General features: G+C 54.3%; 20 protein-coding genes and 1 pseudogene. 7 read left to right on the forward strand and 14 right to left on the reverse strand.

Annotated elements, in window-relative coordinates:
- Nucleotides 1–123 precede the first annotated feature (123 nt).
- On the forward strand, nucleotides 124–336 hold the full coding sequence (locus GNG27_RS12840) for a KTSC domain-containing protein (RefSeq protein WP_142489686.1): 213 nt from the start codon (nucleotides 124–126) through the stop codon (nucleotides 334–336).
- A 45-nt stretch (nucleotides 337–381) separates the two neighbouring features.
- Here GNG27_RS12840 and GNG27_RS12845 read toward each other — a convergent pair whose 3' ends face one another.
- The 3 genes from GNG27_RS12845 to GNG27_RS23710 form a co-directional block, all read right to left on the reverse strand.
- The gene (locus GNG27_RS12845; protein WP_142489687.1) at nucleotides 382–795 is read right to left on the reverse strand and encodes a GFA family protein; all 414 of its coding nucleotides are present in this window, start codon (nucleotides 793–795) and stop codon (nucleotides 382–384) included.
- Nucleotides 796–891: 96 nt separating this feature from the next.
- Nucleotides 892–1398: a hypothetical protein gene (locus GNG27_RS12850; protein WP_156263936.1), complete on the reverse strand. Its 507-nt coding sequence runs from the start codon at nucleotides 1396–1398 to the stop codon at nucleotides 892–894.
- A gap of 239 nt (nucleotides 1399–1637) precedes the next feature.
- On the reverse strand, nucleotides 1638–1715 hold the full coding sequence (locus GNG27_RS23710) for a hypothetical protein (protein WP_225759512.1): 78 nt from the start codon (nucleotides 1713–1715) through the stop codon (nucleotides 1638–1640).
- Nucleotides 1716–1926: 211 nt separating this feature from the next.
- Here GNG27_RS23710 and ttcA point away from each other — a divergent pair, with 211 nt between their 5' ends.
- The gene (ttcA, locus tag GNG27_RS12855) at nucleotides 1927–2862 is read left to right on the forward strand and encodes a tRNA 2-thiocytidine(32) synthetase TtcA (RefSeq protein ID WP_156263937.1); all 936 of its coding nucleotides are present in this window, start codon (nucleotides 1927–1929) and stop codon (nucleotides 2860–2862) included.
- Nucleotides 2863–2907: 45 nt separating this feature from the next.
- Here the strand turns inward: ttcA and dbpA are convergent, their stop codons facing one another.
- The 4 genes from dbpA to GNG27_RS12870 all read right to left on the reverse strand — a co-directional run bounded on the left by dbpA (nucleotide 2908) and on the right by GNG27_RS12870 (nucleotide 6889).
- Complete coding sequence (gene dbpA, locus GNG27_RS12860) at nucleotides 2908–4281, reverse strand: ATP-dependent RNA helicase DbpA (protein WP_156263938.1); 1374 nt, start codon at nucleotides 4279–4281, stop codon at nucleotides 2908–2910.
- A 28-nt stretch (nucleotides 4282–4309) separates the two neighbouring features.
- Nucleotides 4310–4486, reverse strand: a complete 177-nt coding sequence (locus GNG27_RS23830; protein ID WP_285111870.1) for a hypothetical protein — start codon at nucleotides 4484–4486, stop codon at nucleotides 4310–4312.
- Nucleotides 4487–4767: 281 nt separating this feature from the next.
- Nucleotides 4768–5751: a zinc transporter ZntB gene (gene zntB / locus GNG27_RS12865; protein WP_142489748.1), complete on the reverse strand. Its 984-nt coding sequence runs from the start codon at nucleotides 5749–5751 to the stop codon at nucleotides 4768–4770.
- A 169-nt stretch (nucleotides 5752–5920) separates the two neighbouring features.
- Nucleotides 5921–6889: a methyl-accepting chemotaxis protein gene (locus GNG27_RS12870; RefSeq protein ID WP_231312205.1), complete on the reverse strand. Its 969-nt coding sequence runs from the start codon at nucleotides 6887–6889 to the stop codon at nucleotides 5921–5923.
- Between the two features lie 599 nt (nucleotides 6890–7488).
- On the opposite strand from GNG27_RS12870, the gene GNG27_RS12875 reads away from it, so the two are divergent.
- The 3 genes from GNG27_RS12875 (at nucleotide 7489) to GNG27_RS12885 (ending at nucleotide 10900) form a co-directional block, all read left to right on the forward strand.
- Complete coding sequence (locus GNG27_RS12875; RefSeq protein ID WP_156263940.1) at nucleotides 7489–8763, forward strand: diguanylate cyclase domain-containing protein; 1275 nt, start codon at nucleotides 7489–7491, stop codon at nucleotides 8761–8763.
- A gap of 293 nt (nucleotides 8764–9056) precedes the next feature.
- On the forward strand, nucleotides 9057–10289 hold the full coding sequence (locus tag GNG27_RS12880; protein WP_156263941.1) for a sensor domain-containing diguanylate cyclase: 1233 nt from the start codon (nucleotides 9057–9059) through the stop codon (nucleotides 10287–10289).
- Between the two features lie 44 nt (nucleotides 10290–10333).
- A complete protein-coding gene (locus GNG27_RS12885) occupies nucleotides 10334–10900 on the forward strand; it encodes a DJ-1/PfpI family protein (protein ID WP_142489752.1) in 567 nt (188 codons plus the stop codon).
- A 159-nt stretch (nucleotides 10901–11059) separates the two neighbouring features.
- Here the strand turns inward: GNG27_RS12885 and GNG27_RS12890 are convergent, their stop codons facing one another.
- From GNG27_RS12890 to GNG27_RS12910, 5 genes and pseudogenes are all read right to left on the reverse strand, one after another.
- Nucleotides 11060–12445 (reverse strand): VasL domain-containing protein, encoded by a 1386-nt coding sequence (locus tag GNG27_RS12890; RefSeq protein ID WP_156263942.1) that lies wholly within the window; start codon nucleotides 12443–12445, stop codon nucleotides 11060–11062.
- A gap of 226 nt (nucleotides 12446–12671) precedes the next feature.
- Entirely contained in the window at nucleotides 12672–13127 is a 456-nt protein-coding gene (tssE, locus tag GNG27_RS12895; RefSeq protein WP_156263943.1) for a type VI secretion system baseplate subunit TssE, read from the reverse strand.
- A gap of 110 nt (nucleotides 13128–13237) precedes the next feature.
- Nucleotides 13238–13552 (reverse strand): annotated as a pseudogene (locus tag GNG27_RS12900) (type VI secretion system contractile sheath large subunit); the annotation flags it as partial.
- 36 nt (nucleotides 13553–13588) lie between these two features.
- The gene (gene tssB / locus GNG27_RS12905; protein ID WP_156263944.1) at nucleotides 13589–14080 is read right to left on the reverse strand and encodes a type VI secretion system contractile sheath small subunit; all 492 of its coding nucleotides are present in this window, start codon (nucleotides 14078–14080) and stop codon (nucleotides 13589–13591) included.
- Between the two features lie 374 nt (nucleotides 14081–14454).
- Nucleotides 14455–16071, reverse strand: coding sequence for an ABC transporter substrate-binding protein (locus GNG27_RS12910; protein ID WP_156263945.1), 1617 nt, complete (start codon nucleotides 16069–16071; stop codon nucleotides 14455–14457).
- Between the two features lie 185 nt (nucleotides 16072–16256).
- Here GNG27_RS12910 and mpaA point away from each other — a divergent pair, with 185 nt between their 5' ends.
- Complete coding sequence (gene mpaA / locus GNG27_RS12915) at nucleotides 16257–16970, forward strand: murein tripeptide amidase MpaA (protein ID WP_142489777.1); 714 nt, start codon at nucleotides 16257–16259, stop codon at nucleotides 16968–16970.
- On the opposite strand, the gene ycjG is transcribed toward mpaA, so the two are convergent.
- Nucleotides 16961–17926: an L-Ala-D/L-Glu epimerase gene (ycjG, locus tag GNG27_RS12920; protein ID WP_156263946.1), complete on the reverse strand. Its 966-nt coding sequence runs from the start codon at nucleotides 17924–17926 to the stop codon at nucleotides 16961–16963. The two genes, mpaA and ycjG, sit on opposite strands and share 10 nt — an antisense overlap.
- A gap of 105 nt (nucleotides 17927–18031) precedes the next feature.
- Here ycjG and tpx point away from each other — a divergent pair, with 105 nt between their 5' ends.
- A complete protein-coding gene (tpx, locus tag GNG27_RS12925; protein WP_032611112.1) occupies nucleotides 18032–18538 on the forward strand; it encodes a thiol peroxidase in 507 nt (168 codons plus the stop codon).
- A 108-nt stretch (nucleotides 18539–18646) separates the two neighbouring features.
- On the opposite strand, the gene GNG27_RS12930 is transcribed toward tpx, so the two are convergent.
- Nucleotides 18647–19798, reverse strand: a complete 1152-nt coding sequence (locus tag GNG27_RS12930) for a DNA-binding transcriptional regulator (protein ID WP_197090524.1) — start codon at nucleotides 19796–19798, stop codon at nucleotides 18647–18649.
- Nucleotides 19799–19845 lie beyond the last annotated feature (47 nt).

Raw genomic sequence — 19845 nt, forward strand, 5'->3', positions numbered from 1 at the left:
GCGCTACGGCGCGGGCTCATGCTTTATATTCCCTCAGCATGGCGTTCAAATTTTCTTGCGCCGCTCAGCCTTTCTGATACAAGATAAATCTCATGTCTGCCGGGCTGTATAGGACTCGCTATTATGAACCATCATGCTGTTAAATCTTCGCGCATCGCCTCGATTGCCTACGATAAATGCAACGAAACGCTGGAAGTCCGTTTTCGGGATCACAGTGCCTGGCAATATCAGCCCGTACCTGCGCGCATTTTTAATGATTTTCTGCATGTGGTTTCAAAAGGGCGTTTCTATGACGGCGTGGTAAAAGGCAAATTCAAAGAGAGAAAAATTGCCTGAGCGCACATCCCCTGTGCCCATGACCTGTCCAGATGAATAGCTACGCTAGCTGTCGGCAGTGCGGTAGCTCAGCACGCCAGCCACACCGCCGCCGCCATCATTGGGATGATGCCTTCCCTCCATTACCAGCACCTCCGGGAAATCAAACGGCGAGACGCCTTCAATGCAGGCAACGTTGACGCCATACTGCTCCGGATTAGAGCGCCGCTGGTGGAAGGTGTAGATCCCACAGACCGAACAAAAATAGTGTACCGCCGCCTGGGTGTTAAAACGGTACTCGGTCAGCAGTGATTCGCCCTGAACAATCTCGATACCCGATAAGGGCGCGGAGACGGCAATGGCCCCGCGCATCCGGCAGAATGAGCAGTTGCAGCGCCGGATGGTGTTGAACCCGTCCGAGAGTTCAACGGTAAACCTGACCGCTCCGCAGTGACACTGGGCAGAGACTTTGTTCGCCATACAGACTCCTCTCAGGTAAGCATGACCCACACAGGTGGCGTGACGGAACGCCGCGTACCGGCTAAGTGTAAGTCAGCCTCCAGGTTTGCGCTGCCGTCACCGGCGGCTGAACTCCTCCGCACTCTTTTTCAGCCAGGCTTCCTGAAAGAGTTGTTCTGAATAGGTGAGTTTCATGACGGAGGATAAATAGGGCGCATCAAGCTCAATTAAATCATTTTCATTCTGGTATTTGGCATATTTGTCCCCGGCAAAGGAGATCTGTTTTTTCACCGCCACGTATTTATGCTCGAGCATACTCTCAACTTCATCAAACCGGTGCTTATCCAGCTCAAGCATAATGGCGGTGATCCGCCCCGACTTATTGAAGATAACTGCATTATTTTTGGCGCCCTCTAATCCCAGCTCGTTATTCGGAATAGAGAAAATATCGCCGTCGCTCCACTTACTGCGCCCCTCGTGCTGGGCGGTGGGATAGGCTTTGATGAACTGCTGCAGCGTGGTTTTACCTAACGTCAGCCCCATCGCCGTCGTGTTCGCCTTTGCGGATGAAAACACTGCTATTAAAACAAACAAGCCCAATAGTAATTGCCACTGTTTACCCATCGTTAGCACCTCATCGTATCAGTCGTGTTTTTGCTGACCATCGCCTTCAGTACCTGTCTCTTCTCTATCGTACAGAATTGATCTTCAACAACACATGGGCCTTTTTGATGAGTGCGCAAGGCCGATACAGCACTAGTTACTGAGCCAGGGTAGAAGGTTGTTAGGGTGGAACGTGCCGGGGCGCAGGCATAAAAAAGCCACCAGCAAATGCCGGTGGCGTGGGCATGACCTACGGTCAGCTATTTTTTGACGGGTTGGGGCTTTTTATCGCCCGATTCCGGGGCCTCGCGCGGGTCATCTTTTTCGACATACTGCATGACTACCTCCCGTTTTTATGGATGGACTACAACTATAGCCTTGTTGCGTAAAACCAGCCAGGCGGCAGGCGTTTGCTGTAAAACGTGCTGACATTCACCGCCGTAATCCGTACCATACACGCCATACTTTTTCATGTTGACCTGCTGCCCCCCATCTTTGCGGTGGGCCGCCTGGGCGGCTTTAGCCACAAACGAATTGAGCCACTATTAAATGTCGCAAAATCAAGAAATTAACAAAAAAGACCAGTACAACCTCAACAAACTGCAAAAGCGTCTGCGCCGCAACGTTGGTGAAGCCATTGCAGATTACAACATGATTGAAGAAGGCGACCGCATTATGGTCTGTCTGTCTGGCGGCAAAGACAGCTATACCTTGCTGGAAATCCTGCGCAATCTTCAGCAAAGCGCGCCGGTCAATTTTTCGTTAGTGGCCGTCAACCTGGATCAGAAGCAGCCGGGCTTCCCGGAGCATATCCTGCCGGAATACCTGGAGCAGCTGGGCGTTGAGTACAAAATTGTCGAAGAGAACACCTACGGCATCGTTAAAGAGAAGATCCCGGAAGGGAAAACCACCTGCTCGCTCTGCTCGCGTCTGCGTCGCGGCATTCTTTATCGTACGGCCACCGAGCTCGGCGCAACCAAAATTGCCCTCGGCCACCACCGCGATGACATTTTACAGACGCTGTTCCTGAACATGTTCTACGGCGGCAAAATGAAAGGCATGCCACCGAAGCTGATGAGCGACGACGGGAAGCACATTGTGATCCGTCCCCTTGCCTACTGCCGCGAAAAGGACATCGAGCGTTTTTCCGAGGCCAAAGCCTTCCCGATCATTCCGTGCAATCTGTGCGGCTCCCAGCCGAACCTGCAGCGTCAGGTGATTGGCGATATGCTGCGCGACTGGGACAAACGCTACCCGGGCCGCATCGAGACCATGTTCAGCGCGATGCAGAACGTGGTGCCTTCGCACCTGAGCGATATCAACCTGTTTGATTTCAAAGGGATTAAGCACGGTTCAGAAGTGGTGAACGGCGGCGATCTGGCATTCGATCGCGAAGAGATCCCGATGCAGCCCGCGGGCTGGCAGCCGGAAGAGGATGACACTCAGCTGGATGAGATGCGTCTGAACGTTATTGAAGTGAAGTAATCTTTAAGCGTCTCAGCGCTAACGCTGAGACGCTCTTCCGCCCGCTTATTTCAGCAGACGAACCTTGCAGTTTTTGCCTTTGATCTTGCCGTTTTGCAGCTGTTTCCACGCTTTTTGCGCCACCGACTGACGTACCGCCACGTACACATGTGCCGGGTGCACCACGATTTTGCCAATATCAGCGCCGTCGAGGCCAATATCACCGGTCAGCGCGCCCAACACATCACCTGGACGCATTTTGGCTTTTTTCCCACCGTCGATACAGAGCGTCGCCATTTCGGCGGCCAGCGGCACAATACCGACGTTTGCCGGGGCATCGACCCAGTTCAGCTTGATTTGCAGCATTTCAGCCAGGATGTTAGCCCGCTGCGCCTCTTCCGGGGCACAGAAGCTGATCGCCAGACCGCTATTACCCGCACGGGCAGTACGGCCGATGCGGTGTACGTGCACTTCCGGGTCCCAGGCCAGCTCGTAGTTCACTACCAGCTCCAGAGATTTGATGTCCAGACCGCGGGCGGCTACGTCTGTCGCTACCAGCACGCGGGCGCTGCCGTTGGCAAAACGTACCAGGGTCTGATCGCGGTCGCGCTGCTCAAGGTCGCCATGCAGCGACAGCGCGCTCTGTCCGGCCTCGGTCAGGGCATCACACACCGCCTGACAATCTTTTTTGGTATTACAGAACACCACGCAGGAGGCGGGCTGATGCACGCTGAGCAGCTTTTGCAGCAGCGGGATTTTTCCCCGCTGGGTGGTATCGAAGAACTGCTGTTCAATCGCCGGGAGGGCGTCGACGGTATCAATTTCGATGGCGATCGGGTTTTGCTGTACGCGCCCGCTGATGGCGGCAATCGCCTCGGGCCAGGTGGCCGAAAAGAGCATGGTCTGGCGCGACGGCGGGGCAAAACGCGTCACCTCGTCAATGGCTTCGCTAAAGCCCATATCCAGCATCCGGTCGGCTTCGTCCAGCACCAGGGTCTGGAGCGCGTCGAGGGAGACCGTACCTTTCTGCAAATGATCAAGCAAACGCCCCGGCGTGGCGACGATGATGTGCGGCGCATGCTGTAAAGAATCGCGCTGGGCGCCAAACGGCTGGCCACCGCAGAGGGTTAAAATTTTGGTGTTTGGCAGAAAACGCGCCAGGCGACGTAACTCTGCCGCCACTTGATCCGCCAGCTCGCGCGTTGGACAAAGCACCAGCGACTGCGTCTTATAAAGGCTGGCATCAATATGCTGTAACAGGCCAAGACCAAATGTCGCCGTTTTGCCACTGCCGGTTTTCGCCTGTACGCGGACATCGCGTCCTTCCAGGATCGCTGGCAGCGCGGCAGCTTGTACAGGGGTCATCGTCAGGTAACCCAACTCGTTAAGATTATCGAGTTGGGCGGCAGGCAGTACGTTCAGCGTTGAAAAAGCAGTCACAGTTATTCTCGCGGTAAAAAACTCACAGTCAGCAGGCGCGTATCCTCGCAGATCTCCGCCTTTGATGCGACATTTTAATCGGGACTTCATCCGGTGGCGGATCCGGCATCGGCTGCGGGCGTGGGATCGGTTCAGGAACGGGCACTGGATCGACGGGTATCGGATCCGATTGCCGGGTTTGTTGCAGCAGCAGTGTCAAGAGCATAGCCATAGTACCCTCCAGAAGAATGGATTGTCTCTTTTAGGGTAGTCGCTGCGGGGTTGCAGGCAAAAAAAAGCCGACTTATTTAAGTCGGCGTCGTACGAATCAATTTTGCTATGCAGTAATTCAAAAAAGGAAGTAAGACAATATGGAGCGCAACGCCCATCGCTTGACGTTGCATTCACCTGCGGGAGAGATAGTGCACCTTATGGGTAAAAGGTTTATTGACCTCGCTCAATTAAAATAGCGTTTCAGGCGCATCTGAACGCCAGAATAGTGTAAATTTACAACCATTTACTGCGATGTAACCACCACGCAACACCACCAATTAAAACGACTAACATGATGCAAAACAGCGAAAAGCCGAAGCGGAACTCCCCGCCGGGGATCCCTCCGAGGTTGACGCCAAATAGCCCGGTTAAGAAGGTGCTGGGCAGAAAGACCATCGCCATCAGCGACATAGTGTAGGTTCTGCGGGAGAGCGACTCCTGCATGACCTGCGCGATTTCGTCTGTCAGTATCGCCGTACGGGCAATACAGGCGTCGATTTCATCGAGGCCGCGCCCGAGCCGATCGGCAATATCCTGCATTCTGCGGCGCTGATCGTCATTCATCCAGGGCAGTCGTTCACTTGCCAGCCGGGCATAAACATCGCGCTGCGGGGCCATGTAGCGGCGCATCACGATCAGCTGTTTACGCAGCAACGCCAGAAATCCGCGAGGCGGAATAACCTGATCGATCAGATTATCTTCCAGATCGATGATCTTATCGTGCAGCTCTTCGATAAACTCGCTGGCATGATCGGTGAGCGCGTCGCAGACATCCACCAGCCAGCTCCCGCAATCCTCCGGGCCGGTGCCCTCTTTCAAATCCCCGACGACATCGTCCAGCGCCAGCACTTTTCGCTGCCGGGTCGAGACAATCAGTCGCTCATCCATATAAAGGCGCATCGCCACCAGCTGATCCGGCCGCTCATCGGTGCTGCCATTAATACAGCGCAGGGTAATGAGTGTCCCCTCGCCCATACGGGTCACGCGCGGGCGCAGGCTTTCCCCCGCCAGCGCGTCGCGCACGTTGTTGGGCAATAACGGGGTTGAAGCCAGCCAGTGAGCGCTCTCCGGCTGGGTATAGTTCAGGTGCAGCCAGCAGGGATGTTGCCGATCGATAATATCGTTATCGGTGAGCGGTCTCGCCCCACCTTTCCCATCGAGTAACCACGCAAAAACTGCGTCAGGAACGTTAACTTCCGATCCTTTTAAGCCTTCCACAGCGCCTCCGCCAGTAGCTGTTCTTTGCTGTCAGTCTAGCCACACCGGCAAGTTAAGCAACCATTTACCCCGCCATCGCGCTGAATTTATTCATAAAAGAGACTATTCCTGAATCAACTGCGGCGGACAAAAAAGCCTGGCGAACCAGGCTTTTATATCAGATGGCGTGTCAGGCACGCGCGGGGTGATGTTGCCCATCGAATAATGGCGCAGAGGATGCCGGTTCCAGATGGAAATTTCGCGTACGGGCCTGCAACTCAACCACCTGATTTTTTAGCACCGTCGAGGAGCCGGACAGCTCTTCCACCATCCCCACGTTACTCTGGGTGACGTTTTCCAGATCGGTCAGGGCCTGAGTGATTTGCGCGATGCCCTTCTCCTGTTCATAGGTCGAGGTGGAAATCTCATCCATCAGCTTGCTGACCTGTCCTGAGCCGCTGACGATTTCATGCATGTTCTTTTCGGCTTCGGCCACCACCATCGCCCCCTGACTGACGTTGCTGCTGGTCACGGCAATCAGGGATTTAATGCTTTTTGCCGCCTCGGCACTACGATGCGCCAGGCTGCGCACTTCCCCCGCCACCACGGAGAAGCCCTTGCCATGATCGCCGGCCCGGGCAGCTTCAACCGCGGCATTGAGCGCCAGGATATTGGTCTGGAACGCGATACCGTCAATCATGGTGATGATCTCGGTCATCTGCTGGGCGCATTCAGTAATGGAGTGCATATTGTTGGCAACCTGCCCCATCAGCTCGCCTCCTCTCTTTGCCTGCAGAGTCGCCACGTTTGCCTTTTCATTGGCGAGGCGAGTGTTATCAGCGGTGTTTTTAGTGGTGGCTGCCATCTGTTCCATGCTGGCAGAGGTCTGGATGAGCGACGCGGACTGCAGCTCCGTTTTCGCTGCCAGTGCCGAACTGCGGGCGGCCAGCTGTTCAGACAGACTCATTGCGGTTGCGGAGGAGGAGCGGATCTCACGCACCAGCGTGGCGATGTTGCCCGACAGGGTGTTAATGCCCGGGATCAATCGCCCCGCGCAGTTATTACCAAATTCAGGAATAGTAACGCCCAGATTGCCGGAGACAACTTCTTCGATGCTTCTTTTTACCGTATTGATGGGCACAACCAGGTACCGGGTCATGTAAACCCGGAGGAACATGAACGCGACGATAAATAGAATATTAAGTGAAATTAACAGAGATGTTTGCGGTGCTAAAGAAATGACCAACCCATCAATTAAGAGAAAGACAACCATCAGATAAGAAAGAATAAAAGTCCTTACGCTAATGTTCCTGAGCATAATATATCCCACAACGGAATTTTTAGATGATAAGGAATATATAGCATTGCCTTTTTAATTTTTCATCTTCATTTCGTAGAGACAACTCATAAATGGTATACCTCTAGTTATTTGCGTTAGGTAGAACAAATGCGCCCACCAAAGCAATAATTAAAGTACTATACGCTGATGTTGCCGTAACCAGGGAATGTCAAAGCGGTGAGCGATAATGCAGCTATTCAGACCTTCATACTTAAGCCCTATTCCTACTCCAGATGATGGCAATTTAGCCACGCTTAACTAACGCATTAAGGAATATATTTTACGTTTTTACTGAAAAAAACATTAATGTTTTCCCAGCGCTAATCCGATACTGAATTAAATAGATACCCTCGTATACCTGTGCGGTTCGTTTTAACGCCGCCAGTGTGTTTCTGTGAATGTTAAGCGTGAGAGTTTTGATGATGTACATCGCGTGGGATCCCATCCTCATAGGCGTTTCCTGGCTGGTCGCGTTTTTCGCCGCATTTGTCGCGCTGGACAGTGCAGGGAAAATACGGCTCGCCAACTCGCGAGCCTCGCTGTTCTGGCGCTTCGCTGGCGGCGTAACGCTGGGCACGGGGATCTGGTCGATGCATTTTATCGGCATGCTGGCGATGCGCATGCCGGTAATGATGAGCTACGATCCGGAGCTCACCCTCACCTCATTCGGCATTTCGCTGGTCGCGGCAACGCTGGCTATCAATATTGCCGTGTCAGGGGGGTCGCTCTCCCTGCCCCGCCTGCTGCTGGCCACCGTCATCCTCAGTGCGGGCATCGTCTCGATGCATTATGTGGGGATGTCTGCCCTGCTGGCCCATAGCGCGATCCGCTGGAATATGCCCGTTGTGCTGCTGTCGGGGGTGATTTCGCTCATCGCTTCTGGCACCGGCTTGCGGCTGGCCTTTCATTTTCGCCATCAACACAAAGGTGTGGTGAAGAAGCGGATTATCGCCGCCGGGGTGCTGGGTGCGGCCGTGTGCGCGATGCACTATACCGGCATGGCCGCCGCGGATTTCCATTCGGGCGCACATGCCATATCCGCCGGGATCGGCGAAATGAGACTCTCTGTCTGGGTTTCAGCCACAACGCTGTTATTGCTCGGCATTATGTTAATTATCTCTCACATCGATTCACATAACCGCGCCCACCAACTGACCGAGAACCTGCGCCAGCTGAACAACCAGCTGGAGATCCAGGCGCGCTACGACGCCCTCACCGGACTGGCGAACCGCCATCAAATGGACCTCATGCTGCTGGATGGTCTGCGCCTGGCAGATGAAAACAACCGCCCTTTTGCGCTTATTTTTCTCAATCTCGACCGCTTCAGGAGTATTAATGACACCTGGGGCCATTTTGTCGGGGATGCATTGCTGATCAATGTCGTTAAACGCATCAAGGCCAGATTGCACCCCGCCATGACCCTTGCCCGTATGGGCGGGGATGAGTTTGTGATTTCGGGGCCAGACTGTGACGAAGCCCAGATGTCAGCACTCTGTACAACGCTGGTGAGTGATATTGCCCAGCCTTTTTACCTTAGCGGTCATGCGTTGAATATATCCCTCAGCGCCGGGATAAGTCTCTACCCTGAACACGGCCTGACCCTGCATGAGCTTAAACTGAAAGCGGATATGGCGTTGTTTAACGCCAGGAATGAGAGACGCAATGGCTGGACGGTTTACCATCCGGGGATGTGAGCAACAGAATATAGTGCCGGTTTGGGCTGAAGCCTGACAAAAATATGCCTGCGCCCTGGAACGCTATATATTTTGCAGGTCATTAACGAATGGAAAAGTGAGCTTTTTTTAATGCACTAACATCGGCGGAAAATAAAACTGTTCCAGCTGGTATAATTAATACAAATTTCACACGGATATCACAAAAAAATCCTGCCCGATCGGATGAAGTAGAGTATGTTTCAGAGAAGCCCACGCGTGCCGCTCCGTCGTGGATCTCAGGCACGTGACGTGCTGATAACTGAGACTGGCCTATGTCGCTTTCAGGGTTTGCTGCGCTGGATATGCTTAAAACGCCCGTGTGGGTAGTATCCCCGGTCACGGAGGATGTTCTGTTCGCCAATACGGCAGCAAAAAAGATCATGCAGGACGCGACGCTGGACAGCCTGCGCAAAGGAGTCTGCTCGGCACATGCGCAGGCAACGCTTGCGATGTATGTGCCCGATTTAAAAACCCAACAAGAGATTATTGAAATCTGGAGCGTGCCGGTAAATAACCAGCAGATCAGCCTCAGCTGCCGACTGTCGCTGGCCTTTTTTGATACCTGCGGCGAGGTGATTGTTTTTGAGGGCATCGCCCGGCAACCGGTAACGGGTCTTAAAGCCACCAGCTCCGGGACTTACCAGCGCAAAAAGCAGGGGTTCTACGCACGTTTTTTCCTGACCAACAGTGCGCCAATGCTGTTAATCGATCCCGCCCGGGACGGTCAGGTGGTGGATGCCAATCTCGCGGCACTCAATTTTTATGGCTACTCCCATGAACAGATGTGCAGCAAGCACACCTGGGAGATCAACACCCTCGGGCGCAATATTCTGCCGGTAATGACCGAGATCGCGCGCCTGCCCGGCGGCCATAAGCCGCTCAACTTTGTCCATCGACTGGCTGACGGCACCACCCGTCACGTACAGACCTATGCCGGCCCGATTGAGATTTACGGCGATAAACTGATGCTGTGCATCATTCACGATATAACCGAGCAAAAACGACTTGAACAGGAGCTCGAACACGCCGCGCTGCGCGACTCGTTAACCGGCCTGCTCAATCGCCGTCAGTTTTATAACCTCACCGATCAAGCCTCACCGAATCATCTTCCGGCCCAGCAGGAGTTCAGCCTGCTGCTGGTGGATACGGACCACTTCAAGCGCATCAACGATGTGTTTGGACATCAGAAAGGCGATGAGGTGTTGATTGCCCTCTCGCGAATGCTGGAAAGCTGTTGTCGAAAAGATGATTACGTTTTCCGCTGGGGCGGCGAGGAGTTTGTGCTGTTGCTGCCCCGCACGTCGCTGGATGCGGCGATGCAGATCGCAGAAACCTTACGCGCCGCGGTTGCCCGCATTGCCATCTCCGGCCTGCCCCGCTTCACCGTCAGCATCGGAGTGGCGCGGCATAACCCGGAGGAAAATATCGACGATCTGTTTAAGCGCGTGGACGATGCGCTGTATCGCGCCAAGAATGATGGTCGTAATAAAGTGTTGGCGGCGTGATGTCGCCATCTGTCTTTCAATGTATTCCTTGAGGAGTGGTTAAGATGAGCAAAAAGATCCTGATGCTGGTCGGGGATTATGCAGAAGATTACGAAACCATGGTGCCGTTTCAGGCATTACAGATGATTGGCCATCAGGTTGACGCGGTCTGTCCTGACAAAGCCAAAGGCGACTTTATCATGACGGCGATCCATGATTTTGACGGCGCCCAGACCTACAGCGAGAAACCTGGCCACCGTTTTATTCTCAACGCCGATTTTGCTGAGGTGCAAGAAGAGGATTATGACGCCCTGTTAATTCCGGGCGGACGGGCGCCGGAATATCTGCGCCTCAATGAGAAGGTACTTGAACTGGTGCGGGCCTTTGACCAGGCGCGTAAGCCGATTGCCGCCGTATGTCACGGGGCTCAACTCCTGGCCGCCGCTGATGTTCTGAAAGGACGGACCTGCAGCGCCTACCCGGCCTGCGCGCCGGAAGTCCGACTCGCCGGCGGGTACTACGCTGATATTGGTATCGATGAGGCGTATGTCGATGACAATCTGGTTACGGCTCCGGCCTGGCCTGCGCATCCGCAGTGGCTGGCGAAGTTTGCTGAAGTGTTGCAGAAGTAAGGGTTAAGTCAACGCCGGACAGGCTCGGTGGTTTCAGGCCAGCCTGTTCTATAGCTATTATTTGCTGCCACGATCTTGTTGTTGGTTATGCCGTTATCCAGGCATTGATCCACCACATCTCTCTGCTCACGCAATATCGCCAGCCCGCTCTCCAGCCGTTTACTCAGTTTCGCCTACCGGCCCGCTCTCCACTACATTGACTTTCTGTGCAGACAGTTGTTCTAACATATGGATCAACGAATCAAGATGCTGCGCGGCCTGCACAATATTCGCTCCGGGTGCGGTAACGTCCTCCGGGACGGTAACCAGTTGTCGAAGCTGTTCTTCGACCGGAACCGCGCTGGCAAAAGAGTTGGTTATCTGCCAGATCATCGTCTTCAGCTCACTAACCGTCAGGTATTTTCCTTTTTGGTGGTCCAACGCATCAAGCTTTGCCGACAGGGCGTGAAGTTGTTTCATTCCATCATGCCAGCCCCGTAACTGGCTTGCTGGCAGCGTTCTGGCCACCTGATATTGCTCCCAGCGTTGTACTAAAACCCGGGTTGCCGGGTCATTCGGCCACAAAGCCTTTGCCTGCACAATCAGTCCCTGCCCATAGCGAAGACGCCATCCTGGCGGAAGGTTCATGATCCAGTAGACCTGATTCGCTATCCGTCCGATCCACATGCTCGAATGCGTCCGGCTGTTATCCGTTTGCCGGAAAGCATCGATCTGCGAGGCGGTCATGGGTACAGGCGGCCAGGCAACAGACGCGGCCATCGGTTTTGTGGCATCCTCCGGGCGATGCGTAGCCTGCAATCCAAAGACGATCGCGGCGCTCAGCCCTACTACGATTCCCATTCTGGCAACAAAGGCTGACCATCGTTTGGGTTTAACCGGTGCCGCCGCTGTCACCTGCCCCTTTATTGCTGGATCTTTATGGATGACATAGACCAGTTGGCTGGCAGGTGGGGCTACTTCATTCTCCCTCACCCGCGCTTGTTCAGGCAAGGCGGTGCCCAGAGTTGCTTCCCACTGCTGAGGACTGTTCTCCAGGCGACTTAGGGCACTGCGTATTTGCTGCAACAGGGGCCTCAGATTGCAGACGTGCCTGAGTTCCCGACGCTTCAGAATGTCGTCCAGCTCCAGCAGGCGCTTTTCAGCCAGTTTAAGTGCGGTAAAGTGTGCAGGCGATAATGACCAGGTGCGGAAAAGTTTCTGTAAGCGCTGAAAAAGGCCATCCAGGATCTCCGCACGGGCGTTAGCCGGCTGTGGCCAGAGTTGTGCCCATTGATGGTTCAGCAACGCCACCAATATGTTGAGCCCTTCATTGATCCCACTGACGCGCGCCAGATAGCTGCGAGCGAGTGTGTACCACGCCCCTGTCTGAAGCTCCACGCCGTTGATTTCAAACAGGGAGAGCGACAGTTTTTCCACCTTTTCCCAGTCGACGTCCGGGCGTGCCGGATGCGTCAGCTTACTCACCTCATCGCGCAGCGCTATAAACTCTGGCAGTGAACGCGGGTCTCCGCCGGTTTTTACCTGGCGTGGTTGTTCGTCATGCATGTTTTAGTTGTCCGTGGGCATAAAAGCGAGCCTGAGTCAGATTCAGGGTTTACTCAGGAAGCAAAGGGACATCGGCTGCAGTAAACAGGCAGACCTCCATGCAGCCAGCCACGCCGCAATATCAGCTTCCGCCTTCGTGTCAAAGGCCAGGTTGCTCGGGTGTTAATCCTGCAGTTTTTTAAAAAATCGTGATTTTGCCGACATGCTTTTACTGTCCGTCAGAAGATTAGAGGCGGGTCTGAGCATCAAGATATTGCTGCTGTTTGAGATGACGTATCAGCACCCGTCCTTCAGGCATAAACTCCGTGCCGTAACGTACCAGACCAATGCCTTTCAGTTCGGCATCAATGGCATAACGCAATTCACCGGGAATATTCTGCTCAAGCAGAACCACGTCGATTTTCTTAAGCCGGGGCTCGTATTTAAGCAGTACAGCCGATAACGTTCCCATCAGTTCATGGGCCGTACCCGGCATCCCCTGCAGAATTTTGGTCATATCCGGCAACCCATAATCCGGCAGGAGCGCCAGCGTACCTGCGCGGCAGTTGAGCACGCGCTGCATGTTATCGAGTACTGATAAAATCACATGGTTCTGCTCGCTGACCTGGCGCAGGCTCAGGCCACCGGAGAAATTACCACTCAGCATTTCATACAACGATGGCGTATTGTGTCCCTGCGGCATCAGTCATCCTTCAGCGGTTGTAACGTCAGATGATTATTCCCTGCCTCCAGAATACGGGGTTTATCCGGATCGAGATCTCCACGTTGGAGAACCTGCTTCCAGGTGTTGTTGACCATATCCGGATGGCGGCTGATTTGAAAATCCAGCTCTGCGATATGGTGATCGATCAGCGTTTTATCGAGCTTTTCCACCTGCTGGCCTGATTTAAGGATGCAGTCCATAAACACCTGCATCGCAGCCGTCAGGCGCTCGCCCGCAGGCGCATCCGCCAGCGCAGCGTCGTCCAGAAATGCATTAATATCCCCAAGGCTGGACGCCGGGGTGAGGTTGATTTTTTCAAACAGGGAGGCGTAAACGCCCTCTTTTTCAAGTACGGTGGTTTGCCCTTGAGCAGAGCCAGTTTCAGTATTTACAGACATCAGCATATTCCCGGTTAATCCATTAAAAGAGATACCCACGTTTTATTTCGGGGCAAGCGCGCTCATTTCGTCGCGTAATTCCTGAGACAGCGCCGGATCCTTAAGAATTTTCTCGAGCTCTTTTCTGAAAGTGGCGTTATCAAGCAGATTGGATTTTAGATCGCGTAATAAATTACGCATCGCCAGCATGGCGCGAAGCTGAGGAATTTGACGGGCAACCTGTTCGGGCTCGAAATCTTTTATACATGAAAATTGCAGTTGGATATTTTCTTCTGAAACCTGGCCGGCCAGCGTGTTCTGGACGGCCAGGTTAATTTCCGGGTTTAATTCTGAAAGTACACTGTCAAAATTATTTTTATTAACGTTAACCTTTTCCCTCTCTGATAACGGCCGTTTTTCTTTGCCATTACTGAAATCACCAACGGTAAGGAGCTTTAGCGGCAGTTCAACTTTCTTTTGCGCGCCCCCCGTATGGAGAGCCAGCTTGAGATTTATACGTGCCCTGGGCACTTCATTCTGAAATGTATCAGCCATAGCAGTCCCTTTTCCTTAAGGAATAGTTATTAAGTAAAACTACATTTGTTTGCAGAGGCGATATTAGAACAAGTAATTACATGTAATCAACTAACTCTTGGTCCAAAAGTAGACTTCCATCAAACAGTTAACTTTAATTCCTGTCAGTGAGTAATATTAAACAATAATTATGTATTTGCGAGGCGAATACCATATCAATACTCAATCTATGCTTTAATAAATATCGATGGGTAATTATGATTTTTACAGAAAGGATAATAACGTAAAATTAGAGCTACGGTAGATTCTTGCATAATTCTAAATCAGATAAAAACTGGCGCTGCAATTCGCGCCAGTTCCGGTTATAGCATCCGTTATAAGGAAAACATACTCTATCAATGCTTCTCGATATAGATGGTGCGACTGTATGCCACATCTTCCGGGTTGTTAATCGGATACCCTTTCACCCAGGGTTTGATTAAGCGCCCGTTGGTGTACTGATAGATCGGCGCAATCGGCGCTTTTTCCGCGAGGATTTTCTCCGCCGTATTGTAATCCGCGTTGCGGGCCTTCGCGGTGGTCTCCAGCGACGCCTGATTGATCACCTTGTCATACGCCGGATCGTTGAAGCGGGAAATATTGCCGGTATGCGTGGAGGTCAGCAACGAGAGGAAGGTCGAGGGCTCATTGTAATCTCCCACCCACGAGGCGCGGATCACATCGAAATTGCCGGTGTTACGACTGTCGATATAGGTTTTCCACTCCTGGTTTTGCAGCTTCACATCGACGCCGAGATTCTTTTTCCACATCGAGGCCACCGCGATGGCGATCTTCTGGTGGTTTTCCGAGGTGTTGTACAGCAGCGTCAGTTTCAGTGGTTTCTGTGCATTGTAGCCCGCTGCCTGCAGGAGCGTTTTGGCCTGCGCGTTCATCTCCTCCTGGCTCATCTGCTCAAAGGGTGATGGCTCCGGCGTAAAGCCTGCGGTCACGTCCGGGGTGAAGTGCCATGCCGGTTTTTCGCCGGTGCCCAACACTTTCTCGGCCATGATCCGCCGGTCGATGGTCATGCTCAGCGCCAGGCGCACCCGGGCATCCGCCGTCGGGCCTTTCTGGGTATTAAAGGCGTAATAGTAGGTGCCCAGCTGCGGCGGGGTATAAACCTGCCCCGGAATGTCCTTCAACAGCTTCTGGTAGAGGTTTTTCGGGAACGATTCGGTGATATCGATATCGTCCGCCAGGTAGCGCTTGGTGGCAGACGACTCCTGGTTGATCGGGATAAAGGTCACTTTCTGCAGCACCGTTTTTTCGTTATCCCAGTAATGGGTGTTGCGCTCGACGACCAGCTTCTCGTTGACCACCCGGTCTTTCAGAATGTATGCGCCATTGCCCACCAGCGTACCCGGACGGGTCCACTCCGCGCTGCTCTCAACGTTGGCTTTTTGTACCGGATAGAAGGCGAAGCTTGCAGTGAGATTGGCAAACCACGGCAGCGGTTTATCCAGCTGGACGCGCAGAGTTCGGCTATCTACCGCAGTCACGCCGAGCTTATCCGGCGTGGCCTTGCCGTCGATAATGGCCTGGGCATTGTTGATCCCGGCCAGCGCCGCAAACCAGGCAAACGGCGACGTGGTTTTCGGATCGACCAGACGCTGCCAGCTGTAGACAAAATCCTGTGCGGTGACGGGGGTGCCGTCAGACCATTGGGCATTCTCACGCAGGGTAAAGGTCCAGGCACGGTTATCGTTACTCTGCCAGCGGGTGGCAACGCCCGGCACCAGCTCCCCTTTTTCATTCTGGTTGACGAGACCTTCGAACAGATCGCGGATCACCTGAATTTCGGGCAGTCCCACCGCTTTGGCGGGATCCAGTGACGCCGGTTCATCTTTAATATGACGCACCAGCTCCTGCTTTGATGCCAGCGTCGTCCCGGAGGGAACATCCGCAGCAAAGGAATAAGAAGAGAGGCCACACAACCACAAGGCAGAACAAATCAACGAAACCGGATGCTTCATGAGATCCCCTTTGAAATGATGGGTAACGAGCAGATGCGTAATTATTTGTTTCTGAACAGGGAAATGCAAACAACTTCCATCGGAAAGTTGATATCTGCCGGTTTTGCCCTGGAGCTGAAACTATTTGATTAACCGTGTGTTTTGCACAACACTGCCAGTAGTATAACTCTGATTCAGGAACGTCTATGTCCCTTACTCGTCCAAGAACGGAACGTGGCGCTTTCCCGCCGGGAACCGAACACTATGGCCGTTCATTCCTCGGCGCGCCCTTGATCTGGTTCCCTGCGCCACAGGCCGATCGCCACAGCGGCCTGATCATCGCCGGAACTCACGGGGATGAAAACTCATCAATTGTGACCCTCTCCTGCGCCCTGCGCACCCTGGCCCCGGAGTTGCGTCGCCACCATGTGGTGTTAACCGTCAACCCGGACGGCTGTCAGTTGGGACTGCGCGCCAACGCTCGCGGAGTGGACCTGAACCGTAACTTCCCGGCGGCCAACTGGCGGGAAGGCGAGACGGTCTACCGCTGGAACAGTGCGGCACAGGATCGGGATGTGGTATTGCTGACCGGCGAAAAGCCCGGTTCGGAACCGGAAACAGAGGCGCTATGTCACCTGATCCACAAACTGCATCCGGCCTGGGTGGTGTCATTTCACGATCCGCTGGCCTGCATTGAAGATCCCGCGCACAGCGCGCTGGGAAGCTGGCTGGCGGATGCCTTTTCGCTGCCGTTGGTGACCAGCGTCGGCTATGAAACGCCGGGCTCTTTCGGTAGCTGGTGCGCTGATTTAAGCCTGCACTGCATCACCGCCGAGTTCCCGCCGATCTCGTCCGACGAGGCCAGCGAGAAGTACCTGAGAGCGATGACCGATCTGCTGCGCTGGGAACCTCAGAGATGAACCATGCCGGTGGTGTAATGCAGCGCCGGTGATACGTCCACCGCCAGCCAGGTCGGACCGTCAAGATCGGCAAACTGCACCTCGCCCGCCAGCGGCAAAGCCGCATTAATGGCGCGTGAGGTGCAGAGCATACAGCCGAGCATCAGCGCAAAACCCTGCTGACGCGCCTCGGCAGCCAGCGCCAGCGCTTCGGTGATCCCCCCGGTTTTATCCAGCTTCACATTCACCATCTCGTAGCGTCCTTTCAGGGCGGGAAGACTCTCACGTGTATGGCAGCTTTCGTCGGCGCAGATGGGTAGCGGGTGAATGAAATTTGCCAGCGCGGCATCGTCACCCGCAGCCAGGGGTTGCTCGAGCATGGCAACATCCAGATCCGCCAGTAGCTGACAGCGGGCAGCCAGTCCTTCGCTGCGCCAGGATTCGTTAGCATCGACAATCAGCGTGGCTTCTGGTACGGCGGCGCGAATGGCAACCATCCGCTCGCTGATGAGATGATCGTCCAGCTTCACTTTCAGCAGGCGCGCCCCGGCGGCATACAGGGCTTTGGCGCTGGCGGCCATCTGCGCGGGTTCGCCAATCACTACCGTCTGGGCGGTCACCAGCGTTTGCGGCATCGTCATCCCGGCAAGGGCGGCCAGCGGGATCCCCTGCTGGCGCGCGGCCAAATCCCACAGGGCGCAGTCAATGGCATTGCGCGCCGCACCGGGCGGCAACAGGGCCTGTAGCGCTTCCCGGCTGAGCCCCCGCTCCAGCTCCGGCGCCAGCGCCATGATCTGCGCCATCACCGAGGCGATACTTTCACCATACCGCGGATAAGGGGTACATTCCCCCACCCCTTTGACACCCTCTTCCTCTATTTCGACCACCACCACGCAGGCCTCGCTCCGGGTTCCCCGGGAGATCACAAAGGGTGTATGCAGTGGCCAGGCTTCTTCATAAACCTTGAGGGTTCTCATCACTTACTCCTGTATAGCGGCTTCGCGTAAATAGGGTTTGCTGTGTTATTGGCTGATGACATACACTAGCGGCGACGTTAACTATATGTAAACAGGAAGATAACTATGTCACAACTCGTTCATTTCCAGGGCAACCCGGTTTCTGTTGCAGGATCCATTCCTCAGACTGGCAGCAAAGCGCAGGCGTTTACGCTCGTGGCAAAAGATCTGTCTGACGTCGTGCTGAGCCAGTTTGCCGGCAAGCGTAAAGTGCTGAACATTTTCCCAAGCATCGATACCGGCGTGTGTGCCGCATCTGTGCGTAAATTCAACCAGCTGGCGACAGAAATGGACAACACCGTTGTGCTGTGCATCTCCGCCGACCTGCCGTTCGCCCAGTCCCGTTTCTGCGGTGCCGAAGGCCTGAGCAACGTTATTACCCTTTCCACCCTGCGTAACCCGGAATTCCTGGAGCAGTACGGTGTGGGCATCGCTGAAGGCGCCCTGAAAGGCCTCGCTGCTCGCGCAGTTGTCGTGATCGACGAAAACGACACCGTCGTGTTCAGCCACCTGGTGAATGAAATCACCACCGAGCCGGACTATGCTGCTGCGCTGGAAGCGCTGAAAGCATAAAAAAGCCTTCTGCGGCGCTGACTCCACACGCGAGCCAGCTCAGCACAAAGCGACATGGCATGAGCCCGGAGAAGCATGGGCTCATGCCATTCATCTGGCAATATAGCTCTAAAGCAACCCTGCACAACGCGCCTTTCGATACTCCACCGGCGTACATCCCATTTCCCGGCGATAAACAGAATACATGTACTGAAGCGACGTAAAGCCGCTTTGCATAGCCACATCTGAATAACTCAGGTTAGTCTCGCTCAGCAAATGTTGAGAGCGTTCAAGCCTGAAGCTCAGTAATTCGTCGTGCAAAGTCTTTCCGAGTGTACGCATAAAGTGCATGTCCAGCGTCGCACGGGAACAGCCCACATGCTCTGCGACCTGAGCCGCCTTAATCCCCAGACTGCCGAACTGGCGGATAAAATAGCGTGCACGCAAAATATAGGTATTCATTATAGAGCTATGCCGGGTAGACGCCTGGGCATTCACCCCCTCGGGTCGCACCACCATATGCCTCTCGCGCAGCGGGGTGCCCGTCAGCTGCCGGTGCAGCATCTTCGCGGCGGTACGCCCCATCTGGTGGGTGCCCTGAGCGACCGAGCTAATGGCAATACGGCTGAGGCTACGCAGCAGCGGATCGTCATCAATACCGATAATGGCGACTTCTTCCGGCACGGCGTAGCCTGCTATAGAACACGCCTGCAGCACCTGCCTGGCCCGGGAGTCAGTCACCGCAATAATGCCAATGGGTTTAGGTAGCCTGTCCAGCCAGCGTGCTAAATCTTCAAGAATGTTTTGCCACACCAGGGCGTGTGTCGGGATCCCTTCAAAAATCTCCGCCTGGTGTCCGTCCGCCTCCACAAACTGGCGAAAGGCGCGGGCCCGCTCCACCGCCCAGGGATTCATAATCGTCGACTCGATGGAGTAACAGGCAAATCGCGGCAGTCCCATGTCGATCAAATGCTGATAGGCAAGCCTTACCAGTTCAACGTTATCAGAGGCCACATAAGAAAGGGAGCGGATCGCAGGACTGTTCATCTGCCAGGTGCCGCCAATACCGACCACCGGCATATCCACTTTCGTCAGCAGTGAGGTGAGCATCGGGTCGTCGAAATCAGCGATGACGCCATCCCCCTTCCATTCGAGCAGACTGGCTGGCGAAGAGCGAAAATCTTCCTCAAGGAGGAAATCCCAGTGGATCCGCGTCGATTTCATGTACTCGCAGATGCCCTCAATAATGCTCCTGCCATAGCGCCCTTTGGCCTTCAGCATGAGTGCAACCCGAAACATGTCATGTTTTCGCGACGCCATGGCGTGAT

The organism is Leclercia sp. 119287 (genome assembly GCF_009734485.1).
Lineage (GTDB): Bacteria > Pseudomonadota > Gammaproteobacteria > Enterobacterales > Enterobacteriaceae > Enterobacter > Enterobacter adecarboxylatus_C.

Bases quoted from the DNA above. Each gene is read 5' to 3' on its own strand.
- GNG27_RS12845 (WP_142489687.1), bottom strand. From the start codon at position 795: ATGGCGAACAAAGTCTCTGCCCAGTGTCACTGCGGAGCGGTCAGGTTT.
- GNG27_RS12885 (WP_142489752.1), top strand. From the start codon at position 10,334: ATGAGCAAAAAGATCCTGATGCTGGTCGGGGATTATGCAGAAGATTAC.
- GNG27_RS12875 (WP_156263940.1), top strand. From the start codon at position 7,489: ATGATGTACATCGCGTGGGATCCCATCCTCATAGGCGTTTCCTGGCTG.
- ttcA (WP_156263937.1), top strand. From the start codon at position 1,927: ATGTCGCAAAATCAAGAAATTAACAAAAAAGACCAGTACAACCTCAAC.
- mpaA (WP_142489777.1), top strand. From the start codon at position 16,257: ATGTCCCTTACTCGTCCAAGAACGGAACGTGGCGCTTTCCCGCCGGGA.
- GNG27_RS12870 (WP_231312205.1), bottom strand. From the start codon at position 6,889: ATGACCCGGTACCTGGTTGTGCCCATCAATACGGTAAAAAGAAGCATC.
- ycjG (WP_156263946.1), bottom strand. From the start codon at position 17,926: ATGAGAACCCTCAAGGTTTATGAAGAAGCCTGGCCACTGCATACACCC.
- GNG27_RS23710 (WP_225759512.1), bottom strand. From the start codon at position 1,715: ATGCAGTATGTCGAAAAAGATGACCCGCGCGAGGCCCCGGAATCGGGC.
- GNG27_RS12880 (WP_156263941.1), top strand. From the start codon at position 9,057: ATGTCGCTTTCAGGGTTTGCTGCGCTGGATATGCTTAAAACGCCCGTG.
- GNG27_RS12890 (WP_156263942.1), bottom strand. From the start codon at position 12,445: ATGCATGACGAACAACCACGCCAGGTAAAAACCGGCGGAGACCCGCGT.
- tssE (WP_156263943.1), bottom strand. From the start codon at position 13,127: ATGCCGCAGGGACACAATACGCCATCGTTGTATGAAATGCTGAGTGGT.
- GNG27_RS23830 (WP_285111870.1), bottom strand. From the start codon at position 4,486: ATGCTCTTGACACTGCTGCTGCAACAAACCCGGCAATCGGATCCGATA.
- tpx (WP_032611112.1), top strand. From the start codon at position 18,032: ATGTCACAACTCGTTCATTTCCAGGGCAACCCGGTTTCTGTTGCAGGA.
- tssB (WP_156263944.1), bottom strand. From the start codon at position 14,080: ATGGCTGATACATTTCAGAATGAAGTGCCCAGGGCACGTATAAATCTC.
- GNG27_RS12840 (WP_142489686.1), top strand. From the start codon at position 124: ATGAACCATCATGCTGTTAAATCTTCGCGCATCGCCTCGATTGCCTAC.
- GNG27_RS12910 (WP_156263945.1), bottom strand. From the start codon at position 16,071: ATGAAGCATCCGGTTTCGTTGATTTGTTCTGCCTTGTGGTTGTGTGGC.
- GNG27_RS12930 (WP_197090524.1), bottom strand. From the start codon at position 19,798: ATGCTGAAGGCCAAAGGGCGCTATGGCAGGAGCATTATTGAGGGCATC.
- GNG27_RS12850 (WP_156263936.1), bottom strand. From the start codon at position 1,398: ATGGGTAAACAGTGGCAATTACTATTGGGCTTGTTTGTTTTAATAGCA.